Here is a 14,622-nt window from a genome sequence, read left to right on the forward strand (position 1 = left end):
GCGGCGGATTACGAACAATAAATAATTCGGGCAAATCGATTGTTCGAACTCATCACCAGGTGCATCTCATGAATAGGGTTATCCATGGCCTGTCCGCAGGCGAATATCGGGGTGGGGGCTCCCGTGGGGAAGAATCATGTTTTACACGGTTCCTTCTTTTTTTCATCACCCCTTTACGATGGCCGATGGCGGCGCTCGCGATTGCCCTGGGCGGATACCAACACCTGGCACTGGCCGATACCGTCACGGTCAGTCCAACGGCGCCTTCGGTGCCCGCGGACGCCGGGTCGGTGGACATCACGCTCACCTATTCGCGAGGTCCGAGTGAGACTGACGTATTCGGTACTCTTGATGTAACCTGGATAACGATCGACGGTACCGCGACGGCTCCGGCGGACTATACCGGGGTGAGCGGGCAGACGAGCTTCGATCGCGAACAAGGACCATTGACGCAAACCCAGACCATCACGATTCCCATCGCGAACAACCCGAGTCTGGCTTCCGAGCGGACATTCACACTCAGCTTGACTTGTAACGACAGTTCGTCGGAAGGCCCCTGCGCCGCAGCCCAGTTTCCGACCAGTTCCGTCACCATCACCATCACGCCTGTGCCAACCACGCCCACTCCGGCACCGACCCCAACGCCGCTCAGCGAGCTTCCCGGACTCACCGAAAACCAGCGCTCCGTGGCCAATGCCCTGGTAGGGGCCTGTGACGGAGCCACCGGCGAACTGGCGCTGCGCTGTTCGGATCTGTTGGGCTCCGGATTGACCGACGCCGAGAAGATCGCCGCCTTGAGCCAGATCACCCCCGAGCAGGTGGCTTCCCAAACCAGCATGCCGCTGCGCATAGGCACCGGGCGCATGGCCAACCTGAAGCAGCGTTTGACCATGCTGCGGCACGGCGGCGGCGGTCTCGACCTGGCCATGAATATCGACGGCCGAAACATTTCTTACGCCCAGCTCGCGCGTGCGCTCGGGAAGGAGTCGGGCGGTGCGGCAGGCGACGGACCGGACGATCCGTTGCGGGACAGTCCCTTCGGGTTTTTCGTGCAGGGCCGGTTCAACGGCGGCGACAGGGACTCTACCGGCGAGGAGCGGGGCTACCGGTTCACGACCGGCGGCCTTACCCTGGGTGCCGATTACCGGCTGACCGATCAGCTGATCCTGGGCCTCGCGTTCGGCTATGACGGTACCTCCGCCGTCTTCAGCCAGGATTCCGGCGCGATGGACACCGATTCCTACCACGGCTCCTTCTACGGCAGCTATTACCTGCCGGCGGATTTCTACGTGGACTGGATAGGAAATTTCACTCGCCACGATTACGACATGAAGCGCAATATCCGCTATACCGGATTCTCGTCGCGGGCGCGCAGCAATCCGGAAGGCAATCAGTACGGCTTCGCCGTCAGTCTCGGCAAGGATTTCGCGATCAGCGAATGGAACCTGAACCCGTACCTCCGCATGGAGTATGCCAAGCTCCAGATCGACGCCTACCAGGAAAAAGGCGGCGGTGGCCTGGGCCTGGCCTTCGGCAGCCAGGACGATCATTCCCTGACCACGGATCTGGGCGCGCAGATCGGCCGGTCGTTCAGCCTGCCTTGGGCGGTGCTGACGCCGTCGATTCGCTTCGAGTGGGAACACCAGTACCAGAACGGTTCGCGCGACCTCCGCGTCCGTTTCGCGGACGCGGCCGCCGGCACCGGCAGCTTCTCCATCTCCAACTCGGCTCCGGACCGCGATTATTTCAATCTGGGCGGATCATTGGCCGCCACCTTGCCCGGCGGCAACGCCGCTTTTCTGCGCTATGAAACCCGGTTAGGCCAGCAGGCCGTGTCCAGTCATATCGTCGAGGCCGGCGTCAGAATTTCGTTTTAGGACATTGTTCGGTCTGGCGTAGCGCCGCCCAGTAGGTCGGGAATCCCTTCCCGACATCATTGTCGGCAAAGGATGGCCGACCTACCAGCTTATTTTGGCCTGCATTCCGGGGGTGTGCGTGCCGAGTTCCCGTTTCACCCCGCTATACTGTGGTGAAAAACGCTCAAGGCATCGCACGAAATTCCGCCGGCCTTGGAAGCCGCTCCGGGACGCGCTCGTCAGAACGTCAGGGTCACCCCCACGTAAGCCGAGCGCCCCATGCCGGGCAGGGCGGTGCCATAGACAAACGGGCGCGCACCGAGATAGGCGCCGCCCAGAGGCAAGTCGTAGTTCTTGTCGAGCAGGTTGTCGAGGCCGGCGTCGATGCGGACATGCTTCCATTCGTAGCCGGTGCGCAGGTTGACCAAAGCGTAGCCGCCCGTCTTGAGTTCGTTCCTGACGTCCGCCACATCGGTTTTGGACGCCACCAATTGGAGTTCGACGGCGTTGTTCCAGCCGCCCCATTGGTGGTCGACGGTCAGTTTGCCGTTGACCGGCATCATGTGATAGAGGTTGTCGCCGGTATCCAGATTTTCGCCGCGGACATAACCCAGCACGCCCCGGCCGGTAAAGCGCCCGAATCGGGTGTCGCCCAGGAGCGCCTTGCCGGAGAAATCGACGCCGTAGAGTTGAGCGTCATGGTTGGCGAACTTGAGGAACACGAAGCCGTCGGTCGCCGCCAGATTGGCCGCCGTGCACGGCGTGCCGGCGGTCACCGGACAGCGGTCCGCGTCGATGTAATCTTCGACATAGGTGTAATAAGGCGTGATCCTGACGTCCCATTCCTGTTGCTGCGCGTCATGCCAACCGAACGTGGCGCTTATGGTATGCGCTACTTCCGGCTCCAGATCCGGGTCGCCGACATAGCCGTTGCCGTCGCCGAACCAGCCGTTCATGTACATGGCCATGCTGCCCAAACCCCAGGCATAACGTTCATAAAGGTTAGGGGAGCGATTCTTGCGCGCGTAGCCCGCTTCGAAATGGCTGGTGTCGTTCGGCGTGTAGCGCACCAGGGCGGTCACGTCGAAGTTGTCGTCGGTACGGTCGCGGCTTCTGGCGTTGAAGGTGCCGGCCGCCCGCTGGTCGGCGCGCTGCATCATCGACGTCGAGGAGTAAGGCTGCACGGTGTCGGCATTCATGCTCACGTGATCGTGGCGCAGTCCGAGCAGCGAACTCCATTCCTCGCTCCAGCGCGCGTCCCATTCGGCAAATGTGCCGATGCGGTCGCGTTCGCCGTTGCGGACGTTCCAGAAGATGTCGGGTTCCATCATCATGCTGCCGGCGACCGGCGGCCACCAGTCGTCCAGTTCGTTGCGATGATATTCGTTGCCGATGCGCAGGGTATCCCGATCCGATAGCGGTATTTCCGCCTTGATCTGGTAGCCGAGATTGTTGCCTTTCGTCTTCATGGGCATGTCGCCGGGTCGTTTGTCCTCCAGGAAGTTCATCTCGTGCTCGGTGTGCTCGTAGTAAAACCGGGTTTCCAGATCGCCCCAGCCGAATTTCCCCTTGTACCGGACATTGCCGAAGGTGCTGTCGTTGTCGACCATGTCCATGCGGGCATTGGGAAAGCCCTGGCGCGGAATGTTCTGCTGCCCGGCGTTGACGACGAGCAGATGATCGTCGTTGCCGAGCGCCAGGGTCATCGAGTGGTTCTGGGCCTCGTACTGGCTGGATTTGACCTCGAAGCCGCCGCCCGCCTTGTAGTTGTCGCTCTCGGTGTGGGAACCGGTATAGGACAAGGCCATGTGCTCGCCCGCCGCGTTGAGCGTCACGCTGCCGCCGAAGGCTTCGCCGTTGGTGCGATAGAACGAGGAAATACTGCCCCCGAATATCGCCCCTTCCTCGGCCGTGGCGAAACGGGGAGTGATGGAATCGAGGATGATGGTTCCGCCGAGGCTGTCGCCGCCGAGACTGACCGGCGTGATGCCCGCCACGACCGTCGCCTGTTCCACGTTGCGCAAATCGATATAGGACAGGGGCGGATTCATGTGGTTGGCACAGGCGGAGGTGATTGACATGCCGTTGATCTGTACCTTGACCCGGTCGTCGTTGAGGCCGTGAATCACCGGGAGACTGGATAATCCGCCCGAACCATAGCGGCTGAATCCCGGCACGTCGTCGAAAAGCGCAGCGGTATCGCTGGTGTAAGACTGCTTCCTGGCTATGGTCTTGCCGGTCAGTTCGCTGGTGTTCAGCGACTTGAAATTCGGTGTCCACGATTCGGTCACGAGAATTTTTTCGAGTCGCACGGCATCGCCGCTTTGGCTTTCCGTCTTGTCGGCGGCGAATGCCGAGATCGCGCAGGAAAATGACAGGGCGCCGGTCAGCGCCTTCGTCAATCGTTCGTTAAACACAGTCTTTTTCACGCATAACCTCATCTAAGTACACACAAGAGAATCGGACGGCGGGCGCCGACGCGGAGCGTTATGGCAAAGACTGCACCACATTAAAACATTATCGTATTATCAAATGTTTAAGGATTATTTCCCCAATTTTGGCGCTGTAGTGTGTGGTAAATGCCTCGCTTTTGTGAGGGATATCGCTCACTTTTGGCGACTTAAGGAAGGCAAGATTTGGTAGATGCTTGAATTTCCGCCACGAGTTACGGCTAAGGCGATGCAGCCCAGAACCAAATCTTGCGGCCGGCACGGGGGCGGATGTGGCAAATACCGCGGTCGGTCGGCGATTCGCCAGAGCGTTGACGAAGCGCTGAAGCGTTTGTCGCAGCAGGGGTGTTCTGCATGGGTTGGAAAGCAGCCTTCATGGCGGGTTCCTGCGCCGAAAAAATATAGACGCGAGTCAGCTGTCGCAGATTGGTATCATTTGCCGACGAAACCGTAGTACCCGGAAGCGTTGCGACGGCGGCAGCCGTTTGCGTTTGAAAGCGATTTCCGATCTACTTTCGTACCCTGCGCGCGAGATGTGCGCCATTCGCCCCGGTGCTCTGTGCTATTTCCCGTGTGCCACCGGGCGTTTTGTCCAGGGCGCACGAACCGAACTCGCCGTGCTCATCAAACCGAGTGCGGCAAATCAATCGTTTAAACCAATGGCACGCTTTCTGTTATCAAAGTCTCGCCGGTGCTGATCCGACCAACCAAGTAAACCGCACATGATCGCGTCGAACCAACCGCTACACCGCTTTTTCAAGGCGCGCCGCCGGATGACTCTGGCCGAGCGCGCGGCCGTACTGGTCATCGTCTCGGTATCGATAGGCGTGGTGATGTCGCTCGTGCGCGGCGACGATTTCGCGGCCGAATGCGCTGTCACCGACGCCAGCCTGGGCGCCATCCGCACGGCGATTCTGGGCGGACGGGCCGGCCTTGGGGGATACCGTGCCGACGTCGGCGAGATCCCGCGCTCGATCCGCGACCTGTTCGACCCGGCGTCATTGCCGCCGCATCTTCGGACCTTCGATCCTGCGAGCGGGCGCGGCTGGCGCGGCCCGTACCTGACCGATGGCGTACGGATCGACGTCCGCAAGGCCCATTGCAGCTTCTCCGACGCGAGCTGCGACAGCGGCCGTTTCATCAACGGTTTGGCCAACGGCGACACGGGCGTTCTCGACGGATTCGGACGCCATGCGCCCGAATGCACGAATTCGGACGCCGAGCGCTATTGCAGAAATCCGATCCTGCTCCAGATCCCCTGCGACGATCTGAACCGCAACGGCGTCTGCGGCGACAGCGGTGATGTGTGGCTGCCGGGCAATGCACGGCTCGTTTCGGCGGGACCCAACGGGGAATTGGAGACCGCTCTGGCGGACTACAGCGCCGGCCGCCGCGGCGACGACCGGGTGCTGTACCTGCTCATGGGCGATCCGGGCGGCGGCAACCGACCATGCAAATGATGCCGGCCGATTCTCTCCCGATACGGCCGGATGGCACTTTAAGGAATGTTGGCTGAATCGACGGCGGTGGTCGGCTTGCGGTGCGGGGCGATGGTTTTCCGTATCCGCTCGAACGAGTCTCGGAAATCTTCTTCCCCGCTCGTGCATTCGAAATTCTTATGATTTCCATAATAAAAACAAGGCATTGCCCAGCTGGTCTTGGCATTCGGTTTCTGTAGAATAGGATTTCTCCATTCGGATAAATCGGTTCCGATCTACGAGAAACCACATGATTCGGAAAATTCTCATCGCCAACCGCGGCGAAATCGCGGTGCGCATCATTCGCGCCTGCGCCGAAATGGATATTCGCTCGGTGGCCATTTTTTCCGAGGCCGACCGTTTCGCGCTCCACGTGAAAAAAGCGGACGAAGCCTACTGCATCGGTTCGGAAGAACTGGCCGGCTATCTGAATCCCCACCGCATCGTCAACCTGGCCGTGGAAACCGGCTGCGACGCCGTGCATCCGGGCTACGGCTTTCTGTCGGAAAACCCGGAACTGGCCGCCGCCTGCGCGGCGCGCGGCATTGTTTTCATCGGTCCGGACGCCGACACCATCCGGCGCATGGGCGACAAAACCGTGGCCCGCGAGACCATGATCCGCGCCGGCGTGCCGGTAACGTCGGGCAGCGAGGGCAACGTCGACAGTCTCGATCGGGCGCTGAAGGAAGCCGAACGCATCGGTTATCCGGTCATGCTCAAGGCGACTTCGGGCGGCGGCGGGCGCGGCATCCGGCGCTGCGATACGCCCCAAGAGCTCCGCCAGAATTACGAAAGGGTCATTTCCGAGGCCACCAAGGCGTTCGGCAACGCCGAAGTGTTTCTGGAAAAGTGCATCGAGCGGCCCCGCCATATCGAGGTGCAGGTGCTGGGCGATCACCACGGCAACGTGGTCCATCTGTACGAGCGCGACTGCTCGATTCAGCGCCGCAATCAGAAGCTCATCGAAATCGCGCCCTCGCCCCAGCTCACGCCGGAACAGCGGGAGTACGTGGGCCAGCTCGGGGTGCGCGCCGCCCGCGCCGCGAATTACCGGAACGCCGGGACGGTGGAATTTTTGCTCACAGAGCAGGGCGAATTTTATTTCATGGAGATGAACACGCGAGTGCAGGTGGAGCACACCATTACCGAGGAAATCACCGGTTTCGATATCGTGCAGAAGCAAATCCGCATCGCCAGCGGCGAACCTTTGCCTTTCCGCCAGGAAGACGTGAAGGTCGCCGGCTATGCCATGCAATTCCGAGTCAACGCCGAAGACCCGAAAAACGATTTTCTGCCGAGCTACGGCCGCATCACGCGTTATTACGCGCCCGGCGGTCCCGGCGTCCGCATCGACACCGCCATTTATACCGGTTACGAAATCCCACCCTATTACGATTCGCTGTGCGCCAAGGTCATCGTGCGCGGCCGCACCTGGACTGAAGTGCTGGCCCGCGGCCGTCGGGTGCTCGGCGATATGGCCATCAGCGGGGTGAGGACTACGATGCCGTTCTACCGGGAAATCCTCGATCATCCCGATTTCATCGCCGGGCGCTTCGACACCGGATTTCTGCAGGATCATCCCGAACTCCTGAATTATTCACTGAAACGCAGCCACGACGACGCGGCTTTGGCCGTCGCGGCCGCCATCGCCGCCCACGTGGGGCTTTGAAACCATCATGAGCAAGGTCTACATCACCGACACCGTATTGCGCGACGCCCATCAGTCCTTGATCGCGACGCGCCTTCGCACCGAGGACATGCTGCCCATCTGCGACAAGCTGGACCGGGTCGGCTATTGGTCGCTGGAAGTCTGGGGCGGCGCCACCTTCGACGCCTGCATGCGGTTTTTGAAGGAAGATCCGTGGGAACGGCTGAAGAAGCTCCGCCGCGCCTTGCCCCATACCCGCTTGCAGATGCTGCTGCGCGGTCAGAATCTTTTGGGCTACCGGCATTATTCCGACGACGTGGTGCGGGAGTTCGTCCGGCTTGCGGCGAAGGAAGGCATCGACGTATTCCGCATCTTCGACGCGCTCAACGACCTCCGCAATCTGGAGACCGCCATCCGGGCGGTGAAGGAGGCGGGCAAGCACGCCCAGGCCGCCATCTGTTATACCCTGAGCCCGGTCCACACCGTCGACCTTTATGTGGAGCAGGCCCAGGCCCTGGTCCGGATGGGCGCCGACAGCATCGCCATCAAGGACATGGCGGGACTCCTGACGCCCATGGCCACGGCGGAGCTGGTTTCGGCGCTCTCGGCCAGCCTGAGCGTGCCGCTGCATCTCCATTCCCACGCCACCTCAGGGCTGGCCGAAATGTGCGAACTCAAGGCGGTTGAGCACGGCTGCACCCACATCGACACGGCCATTTCGTCCTTCGCCGGCGGCACCAGCCATCCTCCGACAGAGAGTATGGTGGTCGCCTTGCGCGGCACCCGCCACGACACCGGCCTGGATCTGGAACTGTTGCAGGACATCGCCGCCTATTTCGCCGAGATCCGAAAAAAATACCGCCGGTTCGAGAGCGAATTCACCGGCGTCGATACCCGCGTTCAGATCAACCAGGTGCCGGGCGGGATGATGTCGAACCTCGCCAAGCAGTTGGAGGAGCAGGGCGCGCTCGACCGCATCCTCGACGTTTTCGACGAAATCCCGCGGGTGCGCCGCGACCTCGGCTATCCGCCCCTGGTGACACCGACCTCGCAAATCGTCGGCACTCAGGCGGTGCTGAACGTGGTCACCGGCGAGCGCTACAAGTCCATTACCAACGAGGTCAAACGTTATCTCCAGGGCGGTTACGGCCGCCCGCCGGCACCGGTCGATCCGGACCTCCAGCGCCGCGCCATCGGCCGCGAGCAACCGGTCGAATGCCGCCCCGCGGACCTTCTGCCGCCGGAACTGGACAACTTGCGCGCGGAGATCGGCGATCTGGCGGAGAGCGAAACCGATCTGATGATCTATGCGATGTTTCCGGAGGTCGCCCGGAAATTCCTTCAGGAGCGGCGCGAAGGCCGGCTCCAGCCGGAGCCTTTGGCTCCGCCGGAGGCGCCGTCCCAGCCGGCGGAGCGCGGCGACGTGCCCACCGAGTTCAAGGTGTTCGTTCACGGCGAGGCATACGATGTCCACATCACCGGCGCCAATTTCAACGATCCGCACCACCGGAGGTTCTACATCACCTTGGACGGCGTGCCTCAGGAAGTGGATCTCGAGGTGCTGAGCGGCTACCGGCGGAGCGTCACGCCAAGCGGGCGTCCCGTGCCGGGCAAACCGGGCGATGTGGTGACCGCGATGCCGGGCAATATCGTCGATATCCTGGTGCAGCCGGGGGACAAGGTGAGCGCGGGGCAGGGCGTTCTGGTCACCGAGGCGATGAAGATGGAAGCGGAAATCCAGGCCCCCGTCGGCGGCACGGTCGCCGCGATTCACGTCAAGAAAGGCGACCGGGTGAATCCCAACGAGGTCTTGATGGAGATCGAGCCTTAGCCTTACGGATTCGTCGACAACTTGTAGGTCGGCAATCCTTTGCCGACACAGGGGGCCGAACCCGGCCGAAGTTTGGAGATCGGCGACCCTTTCCCGGCAAATCCGGCACGTCGGCAAAGGATCGCCGACCTACGACTCTGAACCTGGGCGAAGGACGGCGACCGTTCTCGCCTGATGACAGGTCCGTACGTTTGCTTTCTTCCGGTATCATCTTCCCTTGAACTCAAATTCCCGACTTCGACATGAAAGCAACTGTCATCCCCGTCACGGCATTTCAGCAAAACTGCTCGCTCCTCTGGTGCGAGGAAACCATGGAAGGCGCCGTGGTCGATCCGGGCGGCGATCTCGATCGAATCCTCAAGACGGTCGAAGATGCCGGCGTGACGCTGGTCAAGATTTTGCTCACTCACGCCCATGTGGACCATGTGGGCGGCACGGCGGCTTTGGCCGGGCAGCTCGGAATTCCGATCGAAGGCCCGCAGAAGGAAGACCGGTTCTGGATCGATCTTTTGCCGAAGCAATGCGAGATGTTCGGTTTTCCGCCGGCAGCCACCTTCACCCCCGACCGCTGGCTGGAGGACGGCGATACGGTGGAGTTCGGGCATCAAACCCTCGAAGTGATACATTGCCCCGGTCATACGCCCGGCCACGTGGTCTTTTTCCACTCCGGCGAACGTCTCGCCATTGTCGGGGATGTGCTGTTCAAAGGCTCCATCGGGCGGACAGACTTTCCCGGGGGCGATTACGGCACGCTGGTGCGGTCCATCCGCGAGCGGCTTTTTCCCTTGGGCGACGATATCGTTTTCATTCCGGGCCACGGTCCCGCGTCCACCTTCGGCGACGAGCGCGGCACCAATCCGTTCGTGGGCGATGCCGCCCGGTAACCGGGTACATGAACCGGTCGATGGCCGGACGGCGAACGCAACGCTGATCCGCTTCGACCGGGTCTCGGTATCGGTACGCGGCAAGCCGATCCTGACCGATCTCAGCTTCACGCTGGGCGCGGGTGAAAAGGCCGTGCTCCGCGGCAGATCGGGCTCGGGCAAGAGCACGGTGCTCAAGACCTTGTTGGGACTTTATCCGCTGGCCGGGGGAAGAATTCTGTTCGACGATGAGCCGCTCGATCCGTCGGCCGTGCGAATCATCCGGCGCCGCGCAGCCTATATCGGGCAAGAGCCGATCCTCGGCGCCGAAACGGTACGCGAAGCCTTGATGTTGCCGTTTCAATTCGAGACGCATCGGGAAAATAAACCGTCCGAGCGTCGGTTGATCGATGCGCTGGCGCGTCTTCACCTGTCCCCGGATATTCTGGAGCAGGAATGCCGCCGCGTTTCAGGCGGCGAAAAGCAGCGCATCGCCATCGCGCGTGCCTTGTTGCTGGGGAAAAATCTCTATCTCCTGGACGAGGTGACCAGCGCCCTGGATGCCGAAAGCAAGCGGACGGTGCTGGACGTATTCGGCGATCCCGGTTTCACCGTGCTCTCCGTGGCCCATGATCCCGACTGGGACACGCGCTGCGATGTGGTTTTGGAACTGGACGGCGGGCGCCTGATCCGTACGCGTCGCGATGGAAACGCTTGATATCGCCCTGCCGCAAATGACGGTGCTTTACGGCGTCGTGCTGTTGCCGTGGCTGCTGCTCGGACTGATCGGACTGGGCTTGAGCGGGGCGATCGCGACCGGCATCCTCCGCATGAGCCTTCAATTGGCCTTGGTGGGCGTTTATCTGAAGACATTGTTCACGCTCAATAATCCCTGGCTGAACGGCCTTTGGGTTCTGGTGATGCTGGTAGTAGCCGATTGGTCGATTCTGAAGCGCGCCGGCTTGAAGCGGCGTTACTTCTTCGCCGCCACTTTCGCGGCGGTGACCGCCAGCGTCCTGTTTTCCACGGCGTATTTGTTGTTTTTGGTGATACGGCCGCCGCTCTATTACGACGCGCGCTATCTGGTTCCCCTCGCAGGCATGATTCTCGGCAATTGCCTGCAGGGAAATGTCATCGGACTGGAGCGCTTCTATACCGCACTCAAGAAAAACGAAAACGAGTACCAGACTTATCTGCTGCTCGGCGCCACCCGCTGGGAGGCGGTACGGCCCTATTTTCGCGAAGCCGTCAAAGCGGCGATCAACCCGACCCTGGCCAGCATGGCGACTTTGGGGCTGGTATCGCTGCCCGGCATGATGACCGGCCAGATCCTGGGCGGCAGCGAACCGTGGCTGGCGGTGAAATATCAGATTGCCATCATGCTGTGCATCTTTGCCAGCACCACCCTTGCCAGCATTCTCAACTTGGCACTTAGTCTGAATATCGCGTTCGATGAATTCGACGTGTTGAAGTCGGATATCGCCGAGGATGGCTAACAAGCGGCTCGATTTTTGGGGAGGCTTGATTCGCTCAGCCGAATTGCGGTAAAAGCAATCGAATAAGAGGATTATGCATGCTCGGAACCCTTGGAATGGACACCGTTTCGGGTAGAATTTATGGTTTCGAGTATGGTTCGCCAGCTCATAAACACGACAGGATGACCAGCATGGAGAAGGATGACCAAATTGCCGCAGGAAGATCGGCCGCTGCGGGCAAGGGCTTCAGCGACCACCTCCGGGTGTTTCGTAAGAACAATCCTACCCCGCCCTCCCGCGATTCATTCAGCACTTCGCGGCGCTTATCCAACAATAGCGCTGCTGCCATAGTCCCGAAGTCTAGTTTTCGCCAGCAAAGCACGGACAGCGTTTCGGTGCCCACAGTTGTCCGGAGGGGCGGACGGCACAAGCGGCATGCCCGTCTGCTCATCGTCGAGGGCAGCGCCGAGATGCGCAGTTATTTCCAGCGATTTTTGGGCGATCGCTACGAGGTCCTGGTCGTAACCAACGGCACGGCAGCGCTTGATGCCGTTCTGAGTGATCCTCCCGACCTGGTGTTGGCCGACCTCAGGACCCTGCAGCGTGACGGTCCCGTGCTTTTGCACGCATTGAAGGGCAACGCCAAGATTCACCACATCCCGGTGATTCTGACCGCGGCGCGCTCGGAGGAAAAAACCTGTAGCGAAGAATTGAACGCCGGCGTGGACGATTATCTGATCAAGCCCCTCTCCGCGCGCCAGCTACTGGCCTGTGTAGCGACCCATATCGAGCTCAGAAACGTGCGCCGGGAGGCCGCCCAGGCGCTATCGGAAAGCGAGGCGAAATACAAGACGCTGCTCGATTCTCTCGATGACGGCGTATTCGTGGCTCACGACGGCCGTTTCGTCTTCGCGAATCCCGCGTTGTCGGCCTTGCTGGGTTATACGGGCGAGGACTGTATCGGCTTGTCGTTTCGATCGGTGATCGCGTCCGAAGATTTCGAATCGTGGAGCGAACTATTCATACAGAGCGGCTCCGAGGGACTTGAGTCTCCCTGGCGTCGCGAGGCGGCGTTCCTGCACCGGGACGGACGACGCATCTGCGTCGAACTTTGCGCGCGCCGCATACATTTCAATCGGCGTCCGGCAATACTGGGTATCGTGCGCGATATAACCGAACGCATGCAGGCCGAAGAAGCTCTTCGCGAGAGCGAAGAGCGTTTCCGCCGGGTGGTCGAACAGGCGCCGATCCCGATTTTCGTCCACGCCATGGACGGCCAGATCCTCGAAATCAGTTGTGCGGTCACCGAATTGACGGGGTGGACCCATGAGGACATTCCCGATGCGCGAGCCTGGTTTCTGAAGGGGCGACGGATTCCCGAGGAAGCGGTGGACAGCATTCTGGCGGAAACACAGCGGCGGTTTACCGAAGGCTCGATTGCGGAGCCCGAGGAGATTACGGTGTGGACCAAGAAAGGCGAGCCGCGGCGCTGGCTGTTTTATGGGTCGGCTCCCATGCGTTTGCCCGATCGAAGGCCATTCCTTGCCTCCATGGCAATCGACGTGACCGATCACCGAAAGGCGGAACAGGCCTTGCGCGAGGCCGACCGCTTGAAGGACGAGTTCGTCGCCATGCTGGCCCATGAACTACGGAATCCGCTGGCGCCGATCCGGAATGCCGTGCAGGTGTTGCGCCAATTGGGGCTGACCGACCCCGAGCTGAAATGGACGCGTGAAGTGATCGGCCGGCAGGTGGTCCAGATGAGCCGTTTGCTCGACGATCTGCTGGATATTTCCCGCATTACCCGCGGTACCATCGTGTTGAAAAAGACGGCGGTCGAAATCTCGACCGTAATCGATCGGGCGGTCGAAACCAGCCTGCCGTTGATCAAGTCCCGCCGGCACAAGCTGACTGTTGACTTGCCGCAGGAGCCGGTGCAAGTCGAGGGCGATCTGACGCGGCTTGTGCAGGTGATCGCCAATCTTCTGAATAACGCGGCCAAGTACACGGATGCCGGCGGGTGTATCGATCTGATCATCGAAAGCTCTGCGGACGAAGTGTTGATACGGGTGCGCGACAATGGCATGGGAATTCCCGTCGAACTTTTGCCGAATATATTCGAGTTGTTTACCCAGGGTAGCCGTTCGCTCGATCGTTCCCAGGGCGGGCTTGGGCTCGGGCTGGCACTGGTGCGGCGGCTGATAGAAATGCACGGGGGGAGAGTGTTAGCACAAAGCGCGGGGTCCGGCAGCGGTGCCGAGTTCATTGTGCATTTGCCGCGGATGGCGGCTGCGCCGACTCATGAAGGTTCGGGGTCGGCAGGCGGCGAATCCGCATCGAGTTTGGCTGGCGTTCGGGTTCTGGTGGTCGACGATAACGTCGATTCCGCGGAAAGCATGGCATTGCTGCTTAGCCTGGACGGACACGACGTGCGTACCGCCTTCGATGGCCCTGGCGCTCTCGCGGTCGCCGCGGAGTTCCAGCCGGAGGCAGTGCTGCTCGATATCGGATTGCCGGGAATGGACGGTTATGAAGTCGCGAAGCAAATGCGAGGGTTACCGGGATTGCAAAAGGCGCTGATGATCGCCGTTACGGGCTACGGCCAGGCAGACGATCGCGCCCGTTCGAAGGCCGCGGGTTTCGATCATCACTTGGTGAAACCGGTCGACCCTGAAATTTTGAGCGCGTTGCTGGCGACGCTGAGGCCCGACTGAGGCTCGGCGGACGGCTGCTTGTTTTTCGATAATGTGACGGTCTCGTGACAAGATACTTACGAGTTTGCGCGTATTTTCGGAGAGGGGGTATAGGCGTTTAAATGTAATTTCTTGGATTCGCTTATTTGGCTGCTTACCGGTCCGTTCATGAACGTTAGTGGGACAGTTCCGAAAAGGGGTAATTCCGGAAATGCATGCCAACAAGCGGAGCTCGGCGATCATGATTTTCGTTGGCAATCGATTCGGTCCAGCCGGTCGTTTCGATTGCGAAACCCACCTCTGGTGGGGCGTTATCCTGAGAAAGCGG

9 protein-coding genes are annotated in these 14,622 nt (G+C 60.8%); 8 read left to right on the forward strand and 1 reads right to left on the reverse strand.

What is annotated here, in order from left to right:
* Nucleotides 1-185: 185 nt before the first annotated feature.
* The gene (locus B2A78_RS04090; protein WP_168175338.1) at nucleotides 186-1,877 is read left to right on the forward strand and encodes an autotransporter domain-containing protein; all 1,692 of its coding nucleotides are present in this window, start codon (nucleotides 186-188) and stop codon (nucleotides 1,875-1,877) included.
* A 218-nt stretch (nucleotides 1,878-2,095) separates the two neighbouring features.
* On the opposite strand, the gene B2A78_RS04095 is transcribed toward B2A78_RS04090, so the two are convergent.
* Nucleotides 2,096-4,285, reverse strand: a complete 2,190-nt coding sequence (locus B2A78_RS04095; protein WP_205780662.1) for a TonB-dependent receptor — start codon at nucleotides 4,283-4,285, stop codon at nucleotides 2,096-2,098.
* A gap of 743 nt (nucleotides 4,286-5,028) precedes the next feature.
* Between B2A78_RS04095 and B2A78_RS04100 the strand changes: the two genes are divergently transcribed.
* From B2A78_RS04100 to B2A78_RS04130, 7 genes are all read left to right on the forward strand, one after another.
* Entirely contained in the window at nucleotides 5,029-5,766 is a 738-nt protein-coding gene (locus tag B2A78_RS04100) for a hypothetical protein (protein ID WP_077728632.1), read from the forward strand.
* A gap of 268 nt (nucleotides 5,767-6,034) precedes the next feature.
* Entirely contained in the window at nucleotides 6,035-7,453 is a 1,419-nt protein-coding gene (locus B2A78_RS04105; protein WP_077728633.1) for an acetyl-CoA carboxylase biotin carboxylase subunit, read from the forward strand.
* A 7-nt stretch (nucleotides 7,454-7,460) separates the two neighbouring features.
* Nucleotides 7,461-9,263 carry a sodium-extruding oxaloacetate decarboxylase subunit alpha gene (oadA, locus tag B2A78_RS04110; RefSeq protein WP_077728634.1) on the forward strand — a complete coding sequence of 601 codons (1,803 nt, stop codon included), beginning with the start codon at nucleotides 7,461-7,463 and terminating at the stop codon, nucleotides 9,261-9,263.
* Between the two features lie 242 nt (nucleotides 9,264-9,505).
* The gene (locus B2A78_RS04115; protein ID WP_077728635.1) at nucleotides 9,506-10,147 is read left to right on the forward strand and encodes an MBL fold metallo-hydrolase; all 642 of its coding nucleotides are present in this window, start codon (nucleotides 9,506-9,508) and stop codon (nucleotides 10,145-10,147) included.
* Nucleotides 10,134-10,844 carry an ABC transporter ATP-binding protein gene (locus tag B2A78_RS04120; protein ID WP_077728636.1) on the forward strand — a complete coding sequence of 237 codons (711 nt, stop codon included), beginning with the start codon at nucleotides 10,134-10,136 and terminating at the stop codon, nucleotides 10,842-10,844. Before B2A78_RS04115 ends, B2A78_RS04120 begins: the two co-directional genes overlap by 14 nt.
* The gene (fetB, locus tag B2A78_RS04125) at nucleotides 10,831-11,622 is read left to right on the forward strand and encodes an iron export ABC transporter permease subunit FetB (protein WP_077728637.1); all 792 of its coding nucleotides are present in this window, start codon (nucleotides 10,831-10,833) and stop codon (nucleotides 11,620-11,622) included. Before B2A78_RS04120 ends, fetB begins: the two co-directional genes overlap by 14 nt.
* Nucleotides 11,623-11,792: 170 nt before the next feature.
* On the forward strand, nucleotides 11,793-14,315 hold the full coding sequence (locus B2A78_RS04130) for a PAS domain S-box protein (RefSeq protein ID WP_168175339.1): 2,523 nt from the start codon (nucleotides 11,793-11,795) through the stop codon (nucleotides 14,313-14,315).
* Nucleotides 14,316-14,622 lie beyond the last annotated feature (307 nt).

It is taken from the genome of Methylocaldum sp. 14B, assembly GCF_002005105.1.
Taxonomy (GTDB): Bacteria; Pseudomonadota; Gammaproteobacteria; order Methylococcales; family Methylococcaceae; genus Methylocaldum.

Coding starts and splice junctions, on each gene's coding strand:
- B2A78_RS04090 (WP_168175338.1), top strand. CDS start 186: ATGGCGGCGCTCGCGATTGCCCTGGGCGGATACCAACACCTGGCACTG.
- B2A78_RS04100 (WP_077728632.1), top strand. CDS start 5,029: ATGATCGCGTCGAACCAACCGCTACACCGCTTTTTCAAGGCGCGCCGC.
- B2A78_RS04105 (WP_077728633.1), top strand. CDS start 6,035: ATGATTCGGAAAATTCTCATCGCCAACCGCGGCGAAATCGCGGTGCGC.
- oadA (WP_077728634.1), top strand. CDS start 7,461: ATGAGCAAGGTCTACATCACCGACACCGTATTGCGCGACGCCCATCAG.
- B2A78_RS04115 (WP_077728635.1), top strand. CDS start 9,506: ATGAAAGCAACTGTCATCCCCGTCACGGCATTTCAGCAAAACTGCTCG.
- B2A78_RS04120 (WP_077728636.1), top strand. CDS start 10,134: ATGCCGCCCGGTAACCGGGTACATGAACCGGTCGATGGCCGGACGGCG.
- fetB (WP_077728637.1), top strand. CDS start 10,831: ATGGAAACGCTTGATATCGCCCTGCCGCAAATGACGGTGCTTTACGGC.
- B2A78_RS04130 (WP_168175339.1), top strand. CDS start 11,793: ATGGAGAAGGATGACCAAATTGCCGCAGGAAGATCGGCCGCTGCGGGC.